The sequence below is a fragment of the Thermanaerothrix sp. genome (assembly GCF_056331585.1).
The window spans coordinates 1-22,331 of the sequence record NZ_JBWGPQ010000040.1 but is presented as its reverse complement, the minus strand read 5'-3'; the positions used below and the strand labels follow the sequence as shown (position 1 = coordinate 22,331).

The window sequence follows — 22,331 nt, the reverse complement described above, 5'->3', positions numbered from 1 at the left end:
GTTATTGGAATATGATATTGACATATGTCAATAAACATGTTATGATTGGAAATATTATTCAGGGGGTTACCGTTAGGTTTATTCGGTATAGACGTGGTTATACGTGGCTTTCCCCGGCTCTAAAATGCATTGAAATCTGCTCCGTAAAGATTTTGAGAGGAGGTGATGCGTTTCAGAAGGTTGCTTAAGAGACGAGATTTTGGTCACCATCATCCGTTCAATTACTCCCATCCAGACTTTTGATTTGAAAGGAGAAGAAGGACATGAGAAAGGCAATCTCGTTTGTGTCGTTTTTGGTTCTCTTGACCCTGGTTCTGGCTGCATGCGCGCCTGCTGCTACCCCGGCGCCCAGTGAACCCCAGGTGGTGGAAAAAACCGTGGTGGTAGAGAAGACGGTGGTCGTTAGAGAGACCGCTGAAAAGAAAATCACCATTGGTTATGGGGCGCCTGAGCTATCGGGTGGCCAAGGTGTGATCATGAACGGCATGGTCAAGGGCGCCGAGAGTAAAAACTGGGCTGTTGTGACCACCAATGCTAACTTTGATGCCTCGGCTCAAGCCAATCAGATTGACTACTTCATCTCGCTGGGTGTAGATGCCATTGTTGTGGTCCCCGTGGATAGCCAGGCGATTTGTGCCTCAGTTCAGAAAGCCAAGGACGCCGGGATTCCATTCTTCACCATTGACCGTGCGCCCATCGGGTGCGAAATTAACATGACGGTTCAGTCGGATAACTACATGGCCGGTAAGCAGTCCGGTGAGGCGATGGTCAAATTGCTCACCGAAAAATACGGCGAACCCAAAGGCACCGTTTTGGAACTGCAGGGCGATCTGGGGCAGAATGTGGCCCAATTGCGCGGTGCAGGCTTCAACGATGTGATCAAAAACTATCCCAACATCAAGGTTATCGCTAAACCAACGGAGTGGAAGGCCGAAAAGTTCTCGCAGGCTACTCTGGACGTGGTTTCCAGCGAACAGATTGACGGCATTTACATGCATTCCGATTGTGTGGGTGTGAAGGTTGTCCTCTCAGCGCTGGAACAACTGGGCAAGAAGTTCAAGGCCGGTGAGCCAGGCCATATTTTCCTGACCGGCGTAGACGCCTGCCCCGACATGCTTCAGGCTATTCGTGACGGTTATGCTGATCAGGCCTCCAGCCAGCCGCTTCCCGACTTTGGGGTTGTGATCGCCGATTACATTGAGAAGACCCTCAAGGGCGAGCCCATCACGGAAGGTGAAGTGGTCAAAGAAGGCGCTTTGTGGTCACCGGCGCGGATTGTAAAAGCGGATACGGGTTTCATGATGAACCTGGCCACCACAAGCGTGACCAAAGAGAATGCATCGGACCCGGCTTTGTGGGGAAACCAAGCCAAGTAATCACTCCTGAGGGCGGGTGTGCTATGGGCGGCAGCTATTGCCGCCCATAGCCACCAAAAACATTGTAGCAGAGTTGTGCAGTCTGTCAAAGAGGTTCAGCCGATGAACAAAGAAAAGATCAATAGCGTTTTCTTGTTTATGGTGGACAACTTGATCTGGGTTCTTGTCGTCATTGCCTTAGTAGTGTTCTCATTAATTTCGAAGAGCTTTTTCACCCCCTATAACTTGGTCAATATTCTTTCTCGGGTTGCCCCGCTGGGGTTACTTGTGATCGGCCAGTCGTTTACCCTGATCACGGCAAATTTTGATTTATCTTCAGAATCCATTATGGGCTTCACGGCAATGGTGGCGGCGCTTTTGTTGGCCAGTCAAAAGAATGGTGGGCTTGGATTAGAACTTAACCCCTACCTGGGAATATTCATCATGTTGTTAGTGGGGGCATTGATTGGGGCGTTCAATGGTGTCTTTATCACCCGTTTGGGCATGAATAATTTCATCATGACAGTGGCGATGCTAATGATCCTAAGAGGAGCCACATACGCCATTTCTCCCGGTAAAAGTGTCAATTTTCTTCCCCCCGAATTTAACTGGTTGGGAGGTGGCTCTCTTTTCAGAATCCCTCTGGAGAACGGAAAATTTTTAGCCATCCCGGTTTCAATGTTCTTTGTGATTGTGGCTTTTCTCTGTGCCTATCTGGTCACAAAATATACCCGCTTTGGGCGGGATATGTATGCGGTGGGATCTAATCGTCAGGCCGCAGAGGCGGCGGGGATTGATTCCAAACGCGTGATCACGCTGGTTTATGTTGCCAGTGGGCTTTGTGCGGCCTTGGCAGGTTTGTTAGATGCTGGTCGTATGGACAGCGCAACCCCTCGCACAGGTGCTGGTTTAATTTTCCCGGTTCAAGCAGCTGCGGTGATTGGCGGCATCAGCCTTTTTGGGGGACGCGGTAATCTGGTAGGTGCGTTTGGTGGGGTATTGCTATGGGGGATCCTTGACACAGGATTGAACATTGCCAAAGTATCACCATTCTGGATTGAGGTGAGTCGAGGTGCGCTTTTGCTCTTTGCGATGTTCATTGATGCGTTAAAGGTGCGGTATTTGCGGCGGGTGGCGATACGCAAGGTTCTGGCGAGTTCCACCATTGGTTTGAAAGATCCACTCCATCAGGTGGAGTGATTCTGATACAGAGGTAAGAGTATGGAAACCGGATCACCAAAAGTTATCCTCGAAATGAAGGGTATATCCAAGACATTTCCGGGGGTGCAGGCTCTAAACAATGTTGATTTGACGGTCTTTGAAGGGGAAATTCATGGCCTAGTGGGCAAGAACGGTGCCGGTAAATCAACGTTGATGGCGATTTTAATGGGGTTACATTCCATGGATAGCGGGGAACTGAGAATTGACGGACGCCTGATCACCAATGTAACCCCACGTAGTGCCTTAGAGGCGGGGATTGCCTATGTGCCTCAGCAGGTTCGTATGATGGATAGTTTGACGGTCGCCGAAAACATCCTGGCCGGTAATTTGCCCGTAAATCGCTTGGGGTTGGTGGATTGGAATGCAGCGTTTCAAGATGCCGAGCAGCGTTTGCGCCAATTGGGACTTGATTTGGATGTTCACCAGAAGGTTGAGGGGCTTGGTGTCGTTGAACAGACCATGCTGGCCATTGCTAAAGCCCTTTTCAGTAAAGCGCGTATCATCATTTTAGATGAACCTACTGCGGCATTGGCGCGGGCGGAGATCGAACGTCTTTTTGGTTTTATACGTTCTCTAAAGAAGATAGGGGTGGCGTTTATTTATATCTCTCATCACTTAGAGGAAGTATTTGAAATTTGTGATCGCGTCACGGTATTACGCAACGGTCAACGAATAGGTACCTATGACGTCAGTTCCCTGGATATTCCGAGTTTGATCCGGCTCATGATCGGCGAAGAGTTGCGCGAATACGAGCGTCAAACCACGCGTCAAGACGATGTTGTGCTTGAGGTTCGGGGATTGACGCGCCGTGGTTATTACGAGGATGTGACCTTCAGGGTTCACAAAGGGGAGGTGGTGGGATTGTCTGGCCTTGCCGGTAGCGGCGCAGCGGCGTTGGGCCGAGCACTCTTCGGGCTTGAGCGGCGTGGGATTGGTGAGGTTTGGGTCAACGGGAAACCCTTTACCGCGCGCGATCCTCGCGAAGCCTTAGATCAGGGACTAGCCTATTTACCTCAAGACCGCTATCGGTTCGGTTTGGTTGGGATTCGACCGGTGCGCGAAAACATCACTTACACCATTTTGCATCAGCTGGTCAACACCTTGCGATTTGTGAGTTTCGTTAAGGAGCGTTCCCTGGTTCAAAGGTATATTGAGGCTTTGGGCATTGTATGTGCATCACTGGAGCAACGGGTTAACTTGTTGAGCGGCGGTAATCAACAGAAGGTTGTGTTTGCCAAATTAGCCGCCACCCGCCCTGCTGTTCTTATCCTCCATGAACCCACGCAGGGAATTGATGTCCGTGCCAAGTTGGACATTTATCATATTGTGGATGAATTAGCATCTCAGGGAATAGGGATCCTAATCATCTCGTCAGAGGTGCGCGAACTGTTAGGGGTGTGTGATCGTATCCTAGTCATGTATAAGGGGCGTATCAGCGCTGAGTTTAAAGTGGATGATCCCCAAGCCACCCCCGAGAATATACTGCTGGCAATTGAAGGAGGCGATGCTCATGACCAGAAGCAAATGGCTTCAGTTTATCCTTGATCAAATGATCTGGTTTATCCTTATATTAGTGGTGATTTTCTTCACCCTTAAGACGGGGGGAAAATTTCTGAGCGGTGTTACTTTAATCAACGTGCTTTTACATGCCAGCGTGTTGGGGGTGTTGACCATCGGACAAACCATTTGTCTTTTGAGCGGAAATTTCGACCTTTCTGCCGAAGGGATTGTTTCGTTGCTCACCGTCCTTGCTGCCTGGCTCATGTTGCCCTATCGTGAAATGACCCTTGCCCAAGCCGGGGGGATCGGCTGGGAACTTTCGCCTTTCATTGTTATTCCGCTGATGCTTATCCTGGGAACTCTGATCGGTTGGATCAACGGGTTGTTGATTACACGGTTGCGCATGAATAACTTTATTGTCACTTTGGCCATGCAGTTGTTTTTGCGGGGAATCGCTTATGTGATCAGTCTGGGAGCGATTATGCCGGGCACCCCTAAGGAATTTAACTGGTTGGGGGGCGGACGAATCGGAGCGATTCCAGTATCGGTTGTGGTTACCCTTCTTCTATTCCTAGTTTTTGAATTTTTCGTTCGATACACCCGATTTGGTCGCGAACTTTATGCCGTTGGAGCAAATCGCGATGCTGCCCGCGCCTCTGGATTTAAGCCCGAGCGCACTATTACGCAGGCCTATATGATTGGCGGCTTCATGGCGGGTTTGGCGTCCTGGATGCTTCTGGGGCGGTTAGAGGTTTCAACCCCAACACTAGGTCAGGGGATGACCCTTGAAACAGTCGCCTCGGCGGTCATTGGTGGTGTTGCGCTCTCAGGTGGCGCCGGGAGCATTGTGGGAGCATTTTCTGGAGTTCTGCTGCTCTCCATCGTAGATACCGGATTAAATATTATGGAGGTTGATCCTTTCTGGATCACAGGTGTGCGCGGTTTAATCATCCTTGTAGCATTACTGCTCGAGGTTCAAAAGGCACGCATTCGTTTAGGCCCTGTGCCTGGAAGGGCGAAATCACCATTCGCACAATCCTGAAGAATGTCTCCGCATCCTCCTTTCTCCTTTGCGGAACGGTGGGCTTATATGCTCACCGTTCCGCTCTTGTTGTCTTGAGGGACTCCTAAAGACCTTCAAAAGGTGAATTCTTCCCCTCAAAAGGATTTTGAAAATTATAGAGGGGCAGGTCGGGAACATGTACTTGATCCGGCAGGCTTATCACCCATCGCACGGCTTGAGCAACGACCTCGGGTGGGATCATCCTCGCGATAACTTCGGGGGTTAAATTGGCAGGAACCTCTCGCCACCAAGGCGTATTGGTAGCTGCTGGGGATATTAAGTGAACGTGGATATTGTAGCGACGAAGTTCCTCCGAAAGCGCAGCGGTTAATCCTTCCAAGCCCCATTTGGCGGCGCAATAGGCAGCTCGGTTATCCTCGCCAACTTTTCCTGCTCGTGAACCGATATTAACAATGCGTCCGTATCCCTGCCGTTTCATCTGGGGAACAACCGCGCGGGTGCAAAGAAAAGCAGCTTTAAGCGTGGTATCCAGGGTTTGATCCCAAAACTCTTCTGTGGTGTCTTCCAGGCTGGCGGGTGGGCCCCAGAACGCAGAGTTGACCAAGATGTCAATCTGACCAAAACGCTTGAGGGTTTCATTAACCATGTCATTTACGGCGGAGGCCTCTCGGATATCTGCAGAAAACCAGGTTGCGATGCCTCCCTTTGCGGTTATTTCTTTAGCCACGGCTTCTAGTTTCTGCTCGGAACGCCCCACTAACATGGTTCTGGCCCCGGCGCTGGCCAATTCTACTGCAATGCACTGGCCAATACCGCCACTTGCTCCGGTAATGATGGCGACTTTATGTTTCAATTCCATCGCTCCCTCCAATAATGGGTTGGGTTATGACTTTTCCAGAAGTAGGCGAGCCAAAGCTTCATCCACAAAAAGATGGGTGATTAATCCGGTGCGTAATGCAGCCGCAACGGCACGCCCTTTTTCAACGCCGCCCGCAGCGGCGATGACGTTTTTGGTGCTTCTCAATTGCTCAACGCTGATCCCAATCAAGCGGTCTTTAAATTCCTGAGACAACACGTGCCCATCCTGATCAAAATAGTGGGCACAGATGTTTCCTACGGCTTTTTGTCGTATTAATTCCGAGAGGTTTTCCTGCCCAATATAAACCACTTGGCCTTCGATCAAGGGAATGGGGCCAATTCCCACACATGCGTAGGTTAAGCGGTTCCAGCGGGAAATGACCTCCTGAGTGGTGATATCTGCCATGAGGGCATCACGCAGGGCTTTTGATCCCACCAGTAGAGGAACTAAAAGAAAGTACGGAGTCGCATTGAAGGCGCGAGCCGCCTGTAACACAATCTGGTTGAGTTGGGTATAACTTCCAGTAGAACTACTCTCTCCCAGCAAGGGAACAATTTCAATTTGGCGTGGACGGCTGGGGGCCAAAAGGTTAACCACTTCCATAATCGTGCGTCCCCAGTCTAAACCCAGGACGTCACCGTCTTGCAAAATGCGATCGAGGTATTGTGCTACGGCATTACCCAATGCGCGACGTGTCAAGACATTCGAAAGGTGGGCGCTAGATACCACTTCGGCGTAGCGCAAATGATAGCGTTCTTGTAATTGGAGCGCGAGATTTTGGAAAATGTTTTGAGGATCACGAATGGTAATTTGAACAATGCCTTGTTCTCGGGCTTTCTTGAGATAGAGCGCGATTAACGAGCGTGAAACGTTCAGGCGATCGGCAATTTCCTGTTGAGAAAGATTTTCTTCATAGTAGAGGTGGGCAACCTCGACAAGGGTTGCCAACAAATCGGGACGATGGATTGGTCGTTTGTCTTCCATCAAGGACCCTCTTACCTAGGCGCCTAATGCTTCGTGGATTACTCCACTTCGAACAAAGACATCGGCAGCTGCGCCGTAAAGCGCAGAGTTGACAAACGTTTCTCGTTCCAGGCGCAAGTCATGTCGTGCTTCATCAGACATAAGGTGGTATCGGATATGGTGATCAATTCGATCCAGCAACTTGGGGCAGGCCTGAATCACACCTCCACCAAAGACGATCATTTCTAAATCGAGGGCATTGACCAAACCTGAGAGATTAATCGCGATTAGGCGAGCCACTTGCTCGATAATGCGCACGGCAGCAGCGTCGTTCTGGTGATAGGCCTGGATAACCACTTGGGTCGTTACGCGTCCTCCTTGACTGAGCGACGCCATCAGAGGGCTATGACCGGCATCAACTGCTGCCTGACCTGCTCGGGCAATCGCGGGTCCGGCGACAAACGTTTCAAAGCAGCCACGACGGCCACAGCCGCAAGGATAACCTTCTTCGTCCCACGTCATGTGTCCAAACGGTCCGGCGAACCCATGGTAGCCATCGTAGAGCTTGCCATCCAGAAAAAGATAACCCCCATAACCGGTGCCCACAGTGCACCAAGCGAAGAAGCGGGCGTTTCTTGCAACTCCCCACAAGCGCTCCGCCAAGGTCGCTGCTCGTACATCAGTACCCGCGAATACGGGTAGGTAGAAGGCTTTTTGGACCATGGCACCGAACGGTATATTTCGCCAGTGCAGATTGGGCGCTAAAACCGCCTCTCCGGTCTGCTTGTTAACGTTGCCGCATATGCTGAGACCAATACCAATGAGGGGTGAATAGTGATTTCGGGCATCCTCGATAAAGGGCGCGATCAAATTTATCATGCGGTTGGGGTCGGCAACCTTTTTTTCATCAAAAGGAACGGGTATGTTCTGGATTTGTCCATATAAGGTGCCGTTGGAATCAAAGACTCCGAGAGATATCTTGGTGCCCCCGATATCAATTCCGATACAATAAAATGTTTCGTGAGCCATGGGGATGCCCTCGAGCATAGTGGGATCTATCAAACCGGATCAATCCTGTTTCACAAGTTCGGGTTTCCCATTTCTGGAAACAACACGGTACGCAAACCCCTTGCGCGCGACAATGTCATAATCATGCCCTGCACTCAAATGAAACACACCGATAAAGACAAGTAAATCATTGCCGGTATTGACCACGCGATGCGCCCACATGGGAGGAATGTGGGTAATGACGCCAGCCCGCCACGGAATGGCGCGAAACTCTCCCTCTAAGGTATCTAAAAGCAAAAAACCCTCACCTCTCACACAATGGTATACCTCGGGCTGGTCTTCACGTTGGTGCTTGTGGCCCTTAGTCATATAATATTCATTCCCTATGGTACCGGGAAAAATGCGCGTGACGGCCAACGCCATATCTGATTTTGTGGTGGTGAAAGGATAATAGCGTATCTCATAAATAAGAGGGTCATTTTCGCGCAAGATTTGCGCAACAATTGGTTGATTGCTGAACATTGCTTTGAGATCGCTGAGATGGCGGGGGGTTACCTGAGGACACGGCTCGAAGGTGCCGTTCTCCGAGTCAAAATCTAGGCTAATGGGATAGTCCATGGGGTTAAGCATGATGAGTTCTCCTGAGTAAATTTCACAATTTTGAAGGACTAATTTCACGAACTTGGACCGAGGGATATAGTCTTACAACATCCTCAAAATGACACTCACCGGTTTTCTCGGTCAGGACGGCTGCCGCACCAGTGGCAGCCGTCCATCTCAGTGCCTCTGGCCATGGATCGCCGAGCGAAAGTCGCCATGCTAATGCTGCCGAGGTGGCATCGCCCGCGCCGGCAGCGTTGACGGCTTTCTGCCTAGGGGCTTTGGCAAGTAGAGACATTTGGGGGGTTATGGCTAGTATCCCTTCCTCACCACAGGTCACAACCAGGGATGGTAATTTCATCGAAGAACGAATCTCAGAGGCTTGTAATGCCAGTGTTTCCAAAGAGTCTGGGGAAACCCGAAAGGTTTGATTGAATTCTTGCCAATTCATCTTGAGGATCGTAGGCGAGGCTGACAAGGATTGGCGGGCGGGTTCACCAGAACAATCAATCAGCACCGGTTTCCCTGAGCGCTTGGCAGCAAGGGTTAATCGTGCATAAAAGTCAGGGGGGACGCCTTGGGGCAGAGAGCCAGCCAGGATAATCCACCGGGCCGAGTCGAGATAGCGTTCGAAGCGGCTGAAAAGCTCTTCTTGGGCGGATGCTGTAACGGTATACCCACCAGCAATGATATGGCTATGACGACGATGGCTTTGTTCCACAATCACCATGGCTAAGCGGGTTTCCCCCTCCACCCATATCAGATCATGGTGAATCCCATAGTTATCTAGAAGATTAACCAGCGCGTGGCCGTTGCTCCCCGCTACAAACCCCAGGGCTAAGGTTTCTAGATTTAAACCCCTTAAGGCTACGGAAGCATCCAGACCTTTTCCCCCCACACTTTCGAGACTTTTTGATGCCAGCATTCGGGTGCCGGGTATAAAGGCATCAATAAAATACACTCGATCTAAAGCAGAGTTGGGTGTAACGGTTAAATACATGGATATTTCCTTTGGAAAAAACCATCTAATCCAGCCATTTTCTGGCCAGGATACACCATGCATTCCAATCAATTCGTTCCACGGCATCAATCGCCGCCCATAGGTCCTTGGCGGCAACAATGATGCCGTGATATGGGATGAGCACAGCGGCGGCTTGCTGGCGAATGCGCTCTTCTTTACCTCGCAGGCCTGCCACAATATTATTAGCCAATTCCTGGCTGTGGGCCGGGGCAGGGGGGACAACCTCGACAATGCCAAATTTCTGGGTATTTTCGAGCACCGGAGGGATGGGACGAGACATCATACAAAAGGGAAGCACATGAAAAGGGTGAGCATGAATAACAGCTTGGGCTTCAGGAAAGGTTTCGTAGATTGCCAGGTGGGCTTTCCCTTCCCGCGAAAAGAGAGGTTGTTGCTGCCAATAGGTAGGATCAAGGGGACCGCTTAGGATGTCCTCAGGAGAAAGTTGCCAGTGGCGGCGACTCCCGCTGAACTTGGGTGTGATGTAGAGAGTATTGCCGTCGCGGGCGCTAATGTTTCCGCCCGACATATCGGTAAGTCGTCGTTCGAACATTCTGCGCCCCATTTGGGCGATAAGTTCAGGAAGAGAATTCATATTGAGGAAACCTCCCTACGTATTGGGTCTTTTATAAAATTATATCATATTGTCAAATGTTAGTGTCAAAAGTTAAATTTCTGTGATGGAAAATTGGTGATGCGTTGTCTGAAACGATAAGTAATTTGGTTTGACGTCTATTTTATCTTCTTACCCCCAAAGGGATCTGAAATGGGTTCAGGAATTGGGAACAATTCCCTGCGCAGGGTTTTCAGGTGGCAGAAGTATTTTCAGTTCTCATAACGGAAGTGCAGCTCCTGCCCCCACCTCAGGTGCGTGTAAGATGGTTATCTGAATTGAAGTGAATCTTTCTCCTGCTCCCCTGATAAAATCGATTCGTACATTTTGTGTGAAAACTGCTAGTACGTTGTGATCAAAGGGGGGACTCCAATGCGATGAACTTAAGGTGTTATCGTGACGGATAAGTGAGCTTCAATCGTTCATTTGAATTTATCAGTTCCAAAACGCATGATCTCTTCGATTGGCACATAGTCAAAATCAAAGCCCCAGTAGCGAGGACCAAAATAACGCAGAGCCAATTCGGTGCGGAAGAGCGGGTGGGCTTTCGCCCCTATCACAGCCACAGCATCACCCGCTTTGATTTCGGTATTAGTGTAGCCTTCACCAGTTTGGGGATCAGCCAAAATAATCAAATCAGGGCTGAACACATAGGGTTGGTCATCCAGCCAGCACACATGATTTTCGTTTAGGAACCAAACCCTCATCCGTTTTCCGTTAAATGGTTCCTTCCCTTCGATAAGCGTTGTGCCTATCATCATACCTTCTTTGTCTTGCCATTCTTTGCGGGTGACGATACCTTGGAAGAGTAACCATCCATCTAGTACGCGGATGATCTCTGCGATTGGATCTTGACCTGCCTTTACAGCGCGATGAACGGCTTGTCCCAATTCCAAGGCTTGCGTGAGAGTGCCAGGCACAATGGTATCACGGGTCTGTTCGGCGGAGAGTAAGAGATTGGCAAAATACACGACGCCAAAGGCAGCCACTCCCAACATTTTGCCAATGCGTTCTCCCATCTCAATGTTAACAGCCTCTTTTAGGATGAGAATGTTACCCCACCAGTCAACAATTGCAGCAGGATGTGTAGGGATGCCCTTCAAAAAATAGGTGGTTTGCATATCCTGAGGTACAGCACGCCCACTGTAATCTCCATCCACCAGAGGGAGTCCCAAACGGGCTGCGGTTACCAACGGCGCGGGGGTGTTGGAGGCACCGAGTTCCACTGGTACAATCGCACCAATCTTGACCCCCGCATAGGCCTCTAACTCTTGCACAGCAATCTCCGGGGCGCGATAAGCGTAGCGTACGGGGATATTGCGTTTTTTGCCTAAAGCGTAAATCTCTTCCAGGTTGCCGGGGGTGTCCTCTGATATTGATCCCGAGCCGAACGTCGTGCAACTGTATACGTTGTCGAGTAAATCAGATGCATCTATCCACCCGAGGGTGAGTCCTTCATTAAGCGCTTGCGTCAGCATTTCCATACCAGAGGCAGGCGACCCACCACCACCCGTTCCAAGCAGTTTCAAACCGGTGATAAAATCCTCACAATCTTGGAGACTGGTTAACGTCCTCGCTGGCATCTTCATCCCTCCGGGAAAGTGTTAATCCAACCGCCGTCGCATTTCGTCACTGATGGCAAATATCCACTCGTCCAATAATCGCCGTTGACGTTCGTTGTCCATGCTGTTTTCTCGTTCAGCGTCTATCTTCTGCTTGAGGTCTAGCAGGAATTGGTCAGTAAGTAGTCCTTGGTTTTGTAGGATATCCAACAGTCTCCCGGCCGAATCCAGCAATCGGAAAACCCCGTAATCAGCGGGCTCTTCATACAAGCCGCGCGCACTGGTGATCATGTAAGCGATTAGGTGAAAAAACTCTTTTTGCAAATGTTCTGCATTCATGATCTGACCTGATAGGTTTCTTCAAAGAAAATATCTTCCAAGGGCTTTTTGGGCGGTTTCTGGGGAATGAATTTGGGTTTACCGATGGCGATCAGTAATTTTGGCTCTATTTCTGCAGGAAGATTGAGGAGGCGGGCCAACCCTTGGGCATTGAATGAGCCTACTGGACATCCCCCTAGTCCCAACTCGGTAGCAGCCAGCAGGATATTTTGCAGTGCCGCACCTAAGTCGTAGCCAATCGTTTTGTGGATGGCTTCTCGAGAAAAGTCATTATGGCGAAAATCTGCACACAATACGATGATTGCCGCTGGCTTAGATATGATTCCAGGTGCAAGAGATTGAACGGCTAACAGACGCTTGGGATTGCGAATGGCGATGAAAACCCACCGTTGGGCATTACCGGCATTGGGAGCGGCAGCACCTGCTTGAATGAGTCTTATTAAGTCATCATCGCTTATGGGGTCAGATGTGAATGCACGGATACTGCGGCGAGCGTGAATGGCTTCTAAGGTATTCATAGGGTGTATGACGAATTGGTGTTTCTGGCGAATTTTCAGGCAAAATCGGCGTGGAAAGAAAGGAGGTGAATCGATAGGTTAACACATGCCTGAAGTATAGCATAAGGACAATAACCTAATCATAAAAATCGAACGCGTAACCAAAGATTTTGATTATAAGCCCTGAAAATGCACACCGATTTCGATGCTCTTTTTCGGGTGAAAATGACTAGCCAAGAGCATTGACTTTCTAATCTCTTTTTGTTTTAATGCAAGCACTTACAGGTTCTGCTTACCCCCTTCTGGTTTCGAAATCTAAGGTTCATGCCGTAAGGAGACGGTCAGGTTGGTGTTGGTTTTCGTCAAAGTAACCTGAAGAGCCATTATTAAATCCCGTTCATTCCAAAGGAGGAGCAATGAAAAAGCCGTTAATGTTGGTTACAGCCCTAGTCTTGCTTGGTATCTTGTTATCTGCATGTGGGGGTGGGGGTACAGCCTCAAACCAAAAGCCTCTGAAATTTGCCGTTTACGCCCTGAATAGCGAGCCACTCACAAGTTGGGATCCGGCCATCGAATACTCCAACGGCATCCATGTGCACAATAATATGTACGAACAATTATTGCGCTATGATGCCATCAATAAAAAGATTGTCCCACTTCTTGCCGAGTCTTACACAATCTCAGATGATGGACTCACCTGGACGTTCAAATTGCGCCAAGGGGTGAAATTCCAAAATGGTGATCCATTAACCGCCGAGGATGTCAAGTACTCCATTGAGCGTACCATGCAATTAGGTGCCGGTGCGTCTTACATCTGGTCAGCTGTGAATGCGATCAACGTTGTAGATCCGCAAACGGTGGAATTTAAACTATCCTACAAGGCACCGCTTGATTTAATCGCCTCAACCGGTTATGCTGCCTTCATCTACTCGAAGAAGTGTGTTAAAGAAGATAATACCTGGATTGATGAAGCCAAAGGTTGTGGCACCGGGCCTTATATGCTCAAGAGTTCGAAGTGGGGGGATGAAGTCATCCTTGAGAAATATGCTGACTATTGGGGAGGATGGCAGGAAAATAGTTTTGATGTGGTGATTTTCAGAAAAGTGGCTGAGCCTGCGACGCGGCGGCAGATGATTGAAACCGGTGAAGCGACTATTACGGTTGAACTACCCTATACAGACATTGAGGCCCTCAAGAGTAATCCTAATGTGACGGTATACATTGAACCCTCATTCCAGAACCTCATTGCAATGTTCAACACCCAAAAAGCACCCCTTGATAATGTGAACGTACGCCGCGCGTTATCGTATGCGTTCCCTTATGAGCAGGTCATCAAAACGGCTATCGGGGGCTATGGTCGCCAATCTTATGGAATGGTGCCATATGGATTGTGGGGTTGGAGCGACAAACTCCCGCGCTATGAATATAACCTGGATAAGGCCCGCGAATATCTGCAAAAGGCCGGTTATGGCGAGGGCGGTTTTAAACTGTTGCTCACTTATACGGCAGGCAATGAAGCCGAAAAGAGTGCGGCAGAATTGTATAAATCCGAACTCGCAAAGTTAAACATTGATCTTGAAATCCGCGGTATGCCCTGGGATAGCCAATGGGAACTGGCAAAAGGCGCTCCGGAAAACCGGCAGGATATTCTCATGATGTACTGGTGGCCCGATATGCCCAGCCCCTACTCGATGCTTTATAGCACGTTCCATTCAGAGGATGAGCCGCTCTTTAATCTGGCGTATTACAAGAATCCGCAATTTGACCAACTGATTGACACGGCCAACGAAATCACCTCAACTGATTTTGCCAAAGCCGAGCAGATGTTTATTGAAGCGCAACGCATCCTGTTGGATGAGGCCGTTTCGTTATTCATCTATGATCGTGAAGATGTTTGGGTTACGGTGAAGAATCTGCAAGGGTTCAAGTTCAATCCGGCTTACCCAACAGTGGTCTTCTTCCATGAATTGACTATGAAATAGTCACGGAGAGCATAGAGTCGCACTCCTAAAATGGGGGCACAGAATAGGGGGCAGTTCTCCTCTGTTCTGTGCCCATTTAAGCCGGGAAGAGCGTCTTCTGCAAGTGGCGTTGACCGCTCCCGAAACCCTAGGAATGGTGAAGGACAATGAGAAAGTTTATTCTGCGCCGTTTAATGCTCGGAGTAATTGTCATGTTCGGGGTAGCCTTGGTCACTTTTTTCGTGGCGCGGGTGATTCCTTCGGATCCGGCGGCAAAATGGGCCGGCCCACGTGCTACTCCTGAGCAAATTGCCAAGGCACGCTTAGAACTTGGTTTGGATAAGCCCCTAACCGTTCAATTCGGGAAATACTTAATGGACTTGCTCCATGGCAATTTGGGATATTCCTTACGTACACGTCGACCGGTGGCTTTGGAGCTAATGGAAAGCCTACCCGCAACAATCGAATTGGTATTGATTTCAACGTTTGCGGCCGTTTTTGTCGGTATTCCGCTTGGGGTTATTTCGGCCAAGCAAAAAGATCATCTTGTAGATCACCTAAGCCGTTTGTTTTCCATCGGCGCAGTTTCACTGCCGACGTTTTGGATTGGTTTAATCCTACAACTGGTCTTCGCCCGAACGTTCCATTGGTTCCCCATGGGGGGGCAACTAAGTACCGAGATCAAATTGACCATGGAGATCCCGCATGTTACCGGATTTCTCATCCTTGATTCACTTATTACAGGTAACTTCGTGATCTTTTTTGATGCGCTTTGGCACTTGGTTCTCCCTGGAATAACCATTGGTCTATATCCGGTGGGCTTGGTGGCCCGTATGACCCGTTCAGCATTGCTGGAGATATTGAATGAAGATTATATCACCGCCGCTCGGTCATATGGGTTGCGGGATCGCATTATCCTCTGGTCATATGCGTTAAAGAATTCTATCGGCCCCACTTCGACCGTGGTTGCGCTCTCGATTGGGTATACGTTAGTGAATACGTTCCTTACCGAGACCATCTTTACCTGGCCGGGTATTGGGAGTTACGTAGCAACGGCTGTGATTGGTTTAGACTACCCCGCTATTATGGGCGTTACGATTTTTTCAGCCTTTTCCTATGTTATTTTGAATCTAATTGCCGATATTATCATAGCCCTCGACCCGCGAGTAAGGACGTAAAAGGGGAGGCGGAGGCATGGTTAACTGGTTTGTAGATACCTATAAATCACTTCAACCCACTTGGCGGGAATTAAAACTGTCGTTTTATCTCCTTAACCGCAATGCCTTGCAGCGCATCTCGTTGATCATTATTGCTTTATTAGTGCTGGTGGCGATCTTTGCACCATGGATTGCCCCCTATCCCTCACACGCCATCAGTGAAACCAATCCTCAGGATAAATTATTACCCCCTTCTAGCCGTTACATTATGGGGACTGATGAATTGGGAAGAGATTTGTTTTCGCGTATCATCTTTGGCACCCGCATTTCCCTTCAAACGGCGCTGATCGCCGTTGGTTTAGCCTTATTGATCGGCGTTCCATTGGGAGCGATAGCGGGTGGTTTGGGTGGTTGGGCCGACGAAATTATCATGAGGATTACAGATATCTTCCTTTCTTTTCCGCCGCTCTTGCTGGCGATAGCCATTGCCGCCTTTTTAGGACCCAGTTTGAGCAATGCCATGTTGGCGATCGCCATTTCGTGGTGGCCGTGGTATACGCGAATAATTCGCGGGCAGGCCGTTTCTATTCGCGAGCGACAGTTTGTGCGGGCGGCCTTGGCGATTGGCACCCCTATGTCACGCATTATCTTTCGGCACATTCTTCCCAACACGCTGGCTCCGGTGATTGTTCAGGCTTCAATGGATATTGGTGGGGTCATCCTCACCATTGCGGCTTTAAGTTTTTTGGGGTTAGGGGCACAACCGCCTACCCCGGAGTGGGGGTTACTGATCTCAACCAGCCGCACTTATTTTCTCAATGCCTGGTGGTACAGCACCTTCCCCGGCATTGCCATATTTATTACAGTGCTAGTTTTTAACCTAATCGGTGATGGTATTCGTGAGGTACTTGATCCCCGCACGCGCAAGTTCTAGGTGGTGTGCCATGACAGCCTATTTCGAGATCAAAAACCTTGCCGTAAGTTTCAGAACGTTTGAGGGCATTCACCCTGTGCTCAAGATTGAGCATTTGGCTATCGAGCGTGGAGAAACGTATGGTTTAGTGGGAGAAAGCGGTGCTGGTAAGACGGTACTGGCGCTGACCATTTTGGGCTTGTTGCCCAAACCGGCTGGCATTATTCACAGCGGTGAAATTTGGTTTGATGGTGACGATTTGCTCAAGAAATCCGAGCATGAATTGGCATCTGCGTATCGTGGTAAGCGTCTGGCCATGATTTTTCAAGATCCAATGTCCACCCTCAATCCAGTGTTTACTATTGGCCAGCAAATCGAACGGGTCATTGAACAGCACCAAGGGCTGAAGGGGGCAGCCCGAACCCGCCGTGCAGTAGAACTGCTTGACATGGTCAAACTACCAGATGCGAAGAACGTGCTCAGAAAATACCCCCATGAATTGAGCGGAGGTCAGCGCCAGCGAGTTATTATTGCGATTGCGTTGTCCTGTGGTGCGGAATTCCTTATTGCCGATGAGCCAACTCGAAACTTGGATGTGACCATCCAGGCCGGAATTTTAAAATTGATTGATGAATTACAAAAGAGTTTACGAATCAGCGTCCTGTTCATCGCCAATAATGTCAGTTTGGTCAATGTTTTTTGTAAAAATGTGGGCATTCTTTATCGCGGCAAACTCGTAGAAGAAGGCCCAAGCACGTTGGTTACTCGTCAACCCCAACATCCCTATACCCAAACATTGATATCGGCCATTCCGCGGGATAAATCAGAAAGGCTAAGATTTGCCAACATCGAGATTAAGCCTGAAGCTCCGCAAGGTTGTCCGTTTTACTCGCGGTGTCCAATAGGAGTGGAGCAATGCATGCAGGGAGAGCCAATGCTTGAACCGGTGGGGAATCAGCAACACTGGGCGGCGTGTTTCTTCGTAAAGAGGGATTAGGCAATGAGCGAGCCATTGGTCAAAATTAAGGGTCTTAAGAAATATTTCCCCGTGCGATCAGATGCTTTTTTTAGTCCGAAAAAGTGGGTACGGGCGGTGGATGGGGTGGATTTGGAAATCCAAAAGGGCGAAGTGGTCGGACTGGTGGGCGAGTCGGGATGTGGTAAGACGACGTTGGTCAATTTATTGCTTCGCCTGGAAGAGCCCACAGAAGGGCGCATTATTTTTGATGGCATAGATATTACCCATCTCTCCCAGAAAGAGCTTCGGGAAACAATTCGTAAGGACATTCAAATTGTTTTCCAGGATCCGTTTTGGTCGCTTAATCCGCGCATGCTGGTGCGGGATGTGGTGAGTGAACCTTTGACGGTACATCGTCGCATTTCAATGCCCGAACTTACAGAGCAAGTCAAAGATTTATTAGAGATGGTAGGGTTACCTCGTGATTCGCTTTACAAGTACCCGCATGAATTTTCAGGGGGGCAGCGCCAGAGGATTGCCATTGCTCGCGCACTGGCCTTACAACCCAAACTGGTCGTTCTTGATGAACCCACCTCTTCAATAGACATCCTTTCCCAAGCTCAAATTCTAGATTTATTGATGCAATTAAAGCAGCGTTTGGGCCTAACTTACATTCTCGTTTCACATGATCTCAGTGTCGTCCATTACATGTCCGACCGGATTGTGGTCATGTATCTGGGCAAAATTGTCGAGCAGGGCCCAGCCAGTGAGGTGTTCAATCATCCGCGTCATCCCTACACCCAGGCATTGTTCAATGCCATTCCAACCCTAGAAATGAACGATCTGAGCGAGTTGCAAACGCTGGAAGGGAACGTGCCGAGTGCGATTGATCCACCAACGGGCTGCCGGTTTCATACCCGTTGCCCGTATCGGATGCCAATTTGTAGCACCGCGGAGCCACAGGCGCTGGTGGTTGGTGAGCGCCATGTTGCGGCCTGCTATCTACTGGAAGAAAATCAAAACTTATTCATGGAGGAGACCCGATGACCGAATTTTTTCAATATGAATTGGCACGTGCTGCACATATTCTGGTGGCAGAAATGTTTCGCCTCAAGCCTGGTGAAACCCTTGTGATTACGGCTGATACGCAAAGCGATATGCGGGTTGTAGATGCTGTCGCTGCCGCAGCCCACACCGTTGGGGCGATCCCCATGGTGATTGTTCTGGCTTCGCCGCTGGGAGTGGGCAAGGCAGCTGACCCTATGTTACCCGTTGAACCGCTTATCGCGGCACTTGCTCAAGCGGATGCGTGGGTAGAATTTAACAAGCAGTGGCTTTTATATTCCACGCCTTTTGAACGTGCGATGGCGCATAACTCACGCTTGCGCTACATGTGCCTCGTCGAGATGACGGTGGATATGATGGTGAGATTGATCGGGCGTGTGGATGCGGTTGCCCTATCGCGCTTTATGCATCGGGTTACTGAGATGACCCAAAATGCCCGTGAAATGCGCATCACTACACCCGCCGGGAATGATTTGTGTTTCAAATTTCTACCCAAGGAACGTAAAGTCAGTTGCGATGATGGTTTATGTGATACCCCCGGGATGCATTTCTTAGGTGGTCAGATTTCGTTCATCCCTGATTTTGAGTCCATCAACGGAAAACTGGTTTTTGATGGTACCATTTCTCCGCCTTGTGGTCTTTTGAAGGAGCCAGTGGTGTTGGAGGTGGAAAGAGGCCGAGTGATCAAAATTAGCGGTGGGGCACAGGCTGAAGAACTTCGCCGCTGGTTGGAAAGTTTTGACGATCCCAACATGTTCCGTTTGGCGCACGGCTGTTATGGATTCAATCCCGGTGCCCGGCTGAGCGGAAATATCTTAGAAGATGAACGGATTTGGGGCTGCACCGAATGGGGGTTGGGCTATTTGAGCCCGGTAGACGCTCCACCGGATGGCATACAAGCCAAGTCTCATTGTGATGGAATCTGCCTGAACTCTTCAGTGTGGTTGGATGGGGTGCAAATCCTGGATAAAGGGGTTGTAATTCATCCCGAATTGAAACCATTGGCCGAACCGCTCATTGGCCGTTAAAGTTCACAATCTTTGAGGAGGCTTATCACCCATGAAGACACTCTCTCGACAGGACTTATACGATATTCTCTACGGATGCACCATTCTCGGCACTGGCGGGGGCGGGTCCTTACAGAAAGGCTTGGAGTTGATTGAGGATGCTATCAGCAAAGGTAAGCGATTTCGGTTGGTGGATTTTAGCGAAGTGCCCGATGATGCCTGGATTGCCACACCTTATATGTGTGGAAGCGTCTCTCCTAGCACACCAGAACTGGATGCTCAATATGCTGATCTGCCAAGGTTGAGTGAGCCCGAGCCCTACCTGGCTTACCGCGCCCTGGAAGATTATTTCGGCCAAGAGTTTTACGGGGTTATTTCAACGGAATTAGGGGGTGGCAACACTGCCGAGGCCTTCTATGTGGCTGCGCTTCTGGATCGCTATATCATTGATGCGGATCCTGCCGGCAGGTCTGTGCCGGAGTTGCAGCATTCAACCTATTGTATTTACAATCTGCCCATTTATCCCCTGGCGTGTGCCAATCAGTTTGGTGATGTGGTGATTTTACCCAGGGTGGTGAATGATTTGCGCGCTGAAGCCCTGGTGCGTGCAATGGCCGTGGTCAGCAAAAATCGCATTGGCGTGGCCGATCATCCAGCACAATCCAAAATATTGCGCAACGCGGTGATTCACGGTGCGATCAGCCAGGCGTGGAAGATTGGAACAGCATATCGCGAAGCAAAGGAAAAAGGGGAACCGGTCTCTGAGCATGTTGCCGCGGCGGGTGGTGGGTTCGTTCTTTTCAGGGGCAGGGTCATAAAGCATCATTACGATACCATTGAGGGTTTCACGGTTGGTGATGTATATCTTCAAGGGGAAGGAAAATACAAAGACAGCCAATATCATATTTGGTTTAAGAACGAACACATCATTTCCTGGCGGGATGGAAAGGTTGACGTAACTGTGCCGGATCTGATCTGTTTGTTCAACGATGATACGCTTGAACCCAACCTGAATCCGTATTTCTATGAAGGGATGCGAGTTTCGGTGATAGGATTGCCGGCACCCGAACCATGGCGCACACCGCGTGGTTTAGAATTATTTGGGCCAAAGCACTTTGGTTTTGACATTGCCTACAAGCCTTTAGAACAACGCATCTCCGAATTGGGGATTGGCCATGAAAGCGTTTGAGCTTCTCCGTCAGGCTGCAATCAATATGCTAAACGTCAATTTGGGCGTTCGCGAGGGTGAACGTATTGCATTTGTCACCGATGTGCCTGCGCCGGCGGATTGGGAGAAGTTGCCCGAGGAAGTTCTGGAGGATGTGCTTAACCGTGCACGAATGACACGCGCCATTTGTCAGATGATGCGCAAGGCATTTCCGGCGCTGGTCGTAGATTTGATTTGTTTCGAACAGACTGGCCAGAGCGGACGTGAGCCAAATGAAAAAACTGCTCAGCGATTCCTTAACTATGATGTAGTGGTATTGATGACCACACATTCGCTTTCCCATACCCGGGCAAGGGAAAATGCGTGTCAACATGGGGCACGGATCGCCAGTATGCCGGGGGTGGACGCCGCAATGTTTGCTCCCAATGGACCGATGGCAGCCGATTATGTTCAAGTCAAAGCGGAATCACTCGCCTTGGCCGAAATTCTAACCAGAGGACGTAACGTTCGTGTTACAACGTCTTATGGAACAGATTTATCTTTCAGTATTGAGGGGCGGAAGGGAAGCGGAGATACCGGTCTTCTTCTTGAACCAGGTGCATTTGGTAATCTACCGGGAGGTGAAGCCTATATTGCGCCGGTAGAGGGCACCGCTGAGGGTGTGTTGGTGGTTCCGGCTGGCTGGTATCCGGGCCTGAAAGAGAACATGAGGCTGACATTTCATGCCGGTTATGTGATTTCGGTGGAGGGGGGAGGTGATGTGGGGGCTTCTTTTCGCGAATTATTCGACTTTTCAAATCCAAATCGGTTTCACCGCCGCAACTGCGCAGAATTGGGGATTGGTACTAACCCCAACGCAAAACGACCGGATAATGTCCTCGAAGCCGAGAAGATCAAAGGCACCGTACATATTGCGGTTGGTGATAACTCGCATATGGGGGGCGTGGTTGAGTCGGATCTGCATGAGGATTTTGTGCTACCTCAGCCGACCTTGTGGATTGATGGGGATCGTATTTTGGGTAAAAAATGAACTCGCTTATGACTTGTTAGTCTGACCTGTATTCTTCGAATCCAGAGGTTGCGGGTTCGAGCCCCGCCGGGAGCGCTGGAGACGTGAACTGTTTGCACTTAACTGACGTTTACCTGACTTATGTTGGCACAAAAAGGTCAGGTAAATGTCGTTTTTTTAGTAGAGGGGAAATTTTTGTTGGTCTTGTTGTAAACTTTGAATTAACCAGTGAATGGGTATGCACTATTCTTGGGCTTTGACTCAGGGATAAAGGTTATGGAACTCTCTCATCAGGGAAATTGGTGGTCAATAACACCATGGCCAGAAGATTTTGGCGCGTTTTTGCAGGACTTGGTCACGGTTGAGGATGTGGATCAGGTCTATGCAGTGATCGTTTCCTCCGCGCTAACGTTATTTGGGGCTGATGGTGCTATTTTGTATCCATTTTGTAACTGCTCAGGCATAAAGCCTGTTGGACATTAACATTGTCAAAATCGCAAAAGTCAGTGAAAATAGGGTGCATGGACCCGC

The 22,331-nt window shown here is 49.5% G+C and carries 22 protein-coding genes; 13 read left to right on the top strand and 9 right to left on the bottom strand.

Annotated elements, in window-relative coordinates:
* Nucleotides 1-263 precede the first annotated feature (263 nt).
* From AC01YT_RS11910 to AC01YT_RS11895, 4 genes are all read left to right on the top strand, one after another.
* Nucleotides 264-1,376, top strand: coding sequence for a sugar ABC transporter substrate-binding protein (locus AC01YT_RS11910; RefSeq protein WP_424913618.1), 1,113 nt, complete (start codon nucleotides 264-266; stop codon nucleotides 1,374-1,376).
* 102 nt (nucleotides 1,377-1,478) lie between these two features.
* Nucleotides 1,479-2,555 carry an ABC transporter permease gene (locus tag AC01YT_RS11905; RefSeq protein WP_424913617.1) on the top strand — a complete coding sequence of 359 codons (1,077 nt, stop codon included), beginning with the start codon at nucleotides 1,479-1,481 and terminating at the stop codon, nucleotides 2,553-2,555.
* Between the two features lie 21 nt (nucleotides 2,556-2,576).
* Nucleotides 2,577-4,121, top strand: a complete 1,545-nt coding sequence (locus AC01YT_RS11900; protein WP_424913616.1) for a sugar ABC transporter ATP-binding protein — start codon at nucleotides 2,577-2,579, stop codon at nucleotides 4,119-4,121.
* The gene (locus AC01YT_RS11895; protein WP_424913615.1) at nucleotides 4,087-5,118 is read left to right on the top strand and encodes an ABC transporter permease; all 1,032 of its coding nucleotides are present in this window, start codon (nucleotides 4,087-4,089) and stop codon (nucleotides 5,116-5,118) included. The genes AC01YT_RS11900 and AC01YT_RS11895 overlap by 35 nt, the downstream gene beginning before the upstream one ends.
* Nucleotides 5,119-5,203: 85 nt before the next feature.
* On the opposite strand, the gene AC01YT_RS11890 is transcribed toward AC01YT_RS11895, so the two are convergent.
* The 9 genes from AC01YT_RS11890 to AC01YT_RS11850 form a co-directional block, all read right to left on the bottom strand.
* Entirely contained in the window at nucleotides 5,204-5,959 is a 756-nt protein-coding gene (locus AC01YT_RS11890; RefSeq protein WP_476675700.1) for an SDR family oxidoreductase, read from the bottom strand.
* A gap of 24 nt (nucleotides 5,960-5,983) precedes the next feature.
* Nucleotides 5,984-6,943 (bottom strand): sugar-binding transcriptional regulator, encoded by a 960-nt coding sequence (locus tag AC01YT_RS11885; RefSeq protein ID WP_476675698.1) that lies wholly within the window; start codon nucleotides 6,941-6,943, stop codon nucleotides 5,984-5,986.
* A 15-nt stretch (nucleotides 6,944-6,958) separates the two neighbouring features.
* Nucleotides 6,959-7,951, bottom strand: coding sequence for an ROK family protein (locus AC01YT_RS11880; RefSeq protein WP_476675696.1), 993 nt, complete (start codon nucleotides 7,949-7,951; stop codon nucleotides 6,959-6,961).
* Between the two features lie 39 nt (nucleotides 7,952-7,990).
* On the bottom strand, nucleotides 7,991-8,560 hold the full coding sequence (locus AC01YT_RS11875; RefSeq protein WP_476675694.1) for a glucose-6-phosphate isomerase family protein: 570 nt from the start codon (nucleotides 8,558-8,560) through the stop codon (nucleotides 7,991-7,993).
* A gap of 22 nt (nucleotides 8,561-8,582) precedes the next feature.
* Nucleotides 8,583-9,530: a 1-phosphofructokinase family hexose kinase gene (locus AC01YT_RS11870; RefSeq protein ID WP_476675692.1), complete on the bottom strand. Its 948-nt coding sequence runs from the start codon at nucleotides 9,528-9,530 to the stop codon at nucleotides 8,583-8,585.
* A 25-nt stretch (nucleotides 9,531-9,555) separates the two neighbouring features.
* A complete protein-coding gene (locus AC01YT_RS11865) occupies nucleotides 9,556-10,146 on the bottom strand; it encodes a class II aldolase/adducin family protein (protein WP_476675690.1) in 591 nt (196 codons plus the stop codon).
* Between the two features lie 440 nt (nucleotides 10,147-10,586).
* A complete protein-coding gene (locus AC01YT_RS11860; RefSeq protein ID WP_476675688.1) occupies nucleotides 10,587-11,747 on the bottom strand; it encodes a DUF917 domain-containing protein in 1,161 nt (386 codons plus the stop codon).
* 21 nt (nucleotides 11,748-11,768) lie between these two features.
* Nucleotides 11,769-12,065 carry a DUF6092 family protein gene (locus AC01YT_RS11855; protein ID WP_476675686.1) on the bottom strand — a complete coding sequence of 99 codons (297 nt, stop codon included), beginning with the start codon at nucleotides 12,063-12,065 and terminating at the stop codon, nucleotides 11,769-11,771.
* Nucleotides 12,062-12,583 (bottom strand): nitroreductase family protein, encoded by a 522-nt coding sequence (locus tag AC01YT_RS11850; RefSeq protein ID WP_476675684.1) that lies wholly within the window; start codon nucleotides 12,581-12,583, stop codon nucleotides 12,062-12,064. Before AC01YT_RS11850 ends, AC01YT_RS11855 begins: the two co-directional genes overlap by 4 nt.
* A gap of 395 nt (nucleotides 12,584-12,978) precedes the next feature.
* Between AC01YT_RS11850 and AC01YT_RS11845 the strand changes: the two genes are divergently transcribed.
* The 9 genes from AC01YT_RS11845 to AC01YT_RS11805 all read left to right on the top strand — a co-directional run bounded on the left by AC01YT_RS11845 (nucleotide 12,979) and on the right by AC01YT_RS11805 (nucleotide 22,283).
* Entirely contained in the window at nucleotides 12,979-14,544 is a 1,566-nt protein-coding gene (locus tag AC01YT_RS11845; RefSeq protein ID WP_476675682.1) for an ABC transporter substrate-binding protein, read from the top strand.
* A 146-nt stretch (nucleotides 14,545-14,690) separates the two neighbouring features.
* Nucleotides 14,691-15,701 (top strand): ABC transporter permease, encoded by a 1,011-nt coding sequence (locus AC01YT_RS11840; RefSeq protein ID WP_476675680.1) that lies wholly within the window; start codon nucleotides 14,691-14,693, stop codon nucleotides 15,699-15,701.
* A 16-nt stretch (nucleotides 15,702-15,717) separates the two neighbouring features.
* Entirely contained in the window at nucleotides 15,718-16,614 is an 897-nt protein-coding gene (nikC, locus tag AC01YT_RS11835; protein WP_476675678.1) for a nickel transporter permease, read from the top strand.
* A 76-nt stretch (nucleotides 16,615-16,690) separates the two neighbouring features.
* The gene (locus AC01YT_RS11830; RefSeq protein ID WP_476675676.1) at nucleotides 16,691-17,590 is read left to right on the top strand and encodes an ABC transporter ATP-binding protein; all 900 of its coding nucleotides are present in this window, start codon (nucleotides 16,691-16,693) and stop codon (nucleotides 17,588-17,590) included.
* A 3-nt stretch (nucleotides 17,591-17,593) separates the two neighbouring features.
* On the top strand, nucleotides 17,594-18,598 hold the full coding sequence (locus AC01YT_RS11825; RefSeq protein ID WP_476675674.1) for an ABC transporter ATP-binding protein: 1,005 nt from the start codon (nucleotides 17,594-17,596) through the stop codon (nucleotides 18,596-18,598).
* On the top strand, nucleotides 18,595-19,644 hold the full coding sequence (locus tag AC01YT_RS11820; RefSeq protein WP_476675672.1) for a 2,5-dihydroxypyridine 5,6-dioxygenase NicX family protein: 1,050 nt from the start codon (nucleotides 18,595-18,597) through the stop codon (nucleotides 19,642-19,644). The genes AC01YT_RS11825 and AC01YT_RS11820 overlap by 4 nt, the downstream gene beginning before the upstream one ends.
* A gap of 31 nt (nucleotides 19,645-19,675) precedes the next feature.
* Nucleotides 19,676-20,812 (top strand): DUF917 domain-containing protein, encoded by a 1,137-nt coding sequence (locus AC01YT_RS11815; RefSeq protein WP_476675670.1) that lies wholly within the window; start codon nucleotides 19,676-19,678, stop codon nucleotides 20,810-20,812.
* A complete protein-coding gene (locus AC01YT_RS11810; protein ID WP_476675668.1) occupies nucleotides 20,799-21,821 on the top strand; it encodes an aminopeptidase in 1,023 nt (340 codons plus the stop codon). Before AC01YT_RS11815 ends, AC01YT_RS11810 begins: the two co-directional genes overlap by 14 nt.
* A gap of 255 nt (nucleotides 21,822-22,076) precedes the next feature.
* A complete protein-coding gene (locus tag AC01YT_RS11805) occupies nucleotides 22,077-22,283 on the top strand; it encodes a hypothetical protein (RefSeq protein WP_476675666.1) in 207 nt (68 codons plus the stop codon).
* Nucleotides 22,284-22,331 lie beyond the last annotated feature (48 nt).

Coding starts and splice junctions, on each gene's coding strand:
- AC01YT_RS11910 (WP_424913618.1), top strand. CDS start 264: ATGAGAAAGGCAATCTCGTTTGTGTCGTTTTTGGTTCTCTTGACCCTG.
- AC01YT_RS11905 (WP_424913617.1), top strand. CDS start 1,479: ATGAACAAAGAAAAGATCAATAGCGTTTTCTTGTTTATGGTGGACAAC.
- AC01YT_RS11900 (WP_424913616.1), top strand. CDS start 2,577: ATGGAAACCGGATCACCAAAAGTTATCCTCGAAATGAAGGGTATATCC.
- AC01YT_RS11895 (WP_424913615.1), top strand. CDS start 4,087: ATGACCAGAAGCAAATGGCTTCAGTTTATCCTTGATCAAATGATCTGG.
- AC01YT_RS11890 (WP_476675700.1), bottom strand. CDS start 5,959: ATGGAATTGAAACATAAAGTCGCCATCATTACCGGAGCAAGTGGCGGT.
- AC01YT_RS11885 (WP_476675698.1), bottom strand. CDS start 6,943: ATGGAAGACAAACGACCAATCCATCGTCCCGATTTGTTGGCAACCCTT.
- AC01YT_RS11880 (WP_476675696.1), bottom strand. CDS start 7,951: ATGGCTCACGAAACATTTTATTGTATCGGAATTGATATCGGGGGCACC.
- AC01YT_RS11875 (WP_476675694.1), bottom strand. CDS start 8,560: ATGCTTAACCCCATGGACTATCCCATTAGCCTAGATTTTGACTCGGAG.
- AC01YT_RS11870 (WP_476675692.1), bottom strand. CDS start 9,530: ATGTATTTAACCGTTACACCCAACTCTGCTTTAGATCGAGTGTATTTT.
- AC01YT_RS11865 (WP_476675690.1), bottom strand. CDS start 10,146: ATGAATTCTCTTCCTGAACTTATCGCCCAAATGGGGCGCAGAATGTTC.
- AC01YT_RS11860 (WP_476675688.1), bottom strand. CDS start 11,747: ATGCCAGCGAGGACGTTAACCAGTCTCCAAGATTGTGAGGATTTTATC.
- AC01YT_RS11855 (WP_476675686.1), bottom strand. CDS start 12,065: ATGAATGCAGAACATTTGCAAAAAGAGTTTTTTCACCTAATCGCTTAC.
- AC01YT_RS11850 (WP_476675684.1), bottom strand. CDS start 12,583: ATGAATACCTTAGAAGCCATTCACGCTCGCCGCAGTATCCGTGCATTC.
- AC01YT_RS11845 (WP_476675682.1), top strand. CDS start 12,979: ATGAAAAAGCCGTTAATGTTGGTTACAGCCCTAGTCTTGCTTGGTATC.
- AC01YT_RS11840 (WP_476675680.1), top strand. CDS start 14,691: ATGAGAAAGTTTATTCTGCGCCGTTTAATGCTCGGAGTAATTGTCATG.
- nikC (WP_476675678.1), top strand. CDS start 15,718: ATGGTTAACTGGTTTGTAGATACCTATAAATCACTTCAACCCACTTGG.
- AC01YT_RS11825 (WP_476675674.1), top strand. CDS start 17,594: ATGAGCGAGCCATTGGTCAAAATTAAGGGTCTTAAGAAATATTTCCCC.
- AC01YT_RS11820 (WP_476675672.1), top strand. CDS start 18,595: ATGACCGAATTTTTTCAATATGAATTGGCACGTGCTGCACATATTCTG.
- AC01YT_RS11815 (WP_476675670.1), top strand. CDS start 19,676: ATGAAGACACTCTCTCGACAGGACTTATACGATATTCTCTACGGATGC.
- AC01YT_RS11810 (WP_476675668.1), top strand. CDS start 20,799: ATGAAAGCGTTTGAGCTTCTCCGTCAGGCTGCAATCAATATGCTAAAC.
- AC01YT_RS11805 (WP_476675666.1), top strand. CDS start 22,077: ATGGAACTCTCTCATCAGGGAAATTGGTGGTCAATAACACCATGGCCA.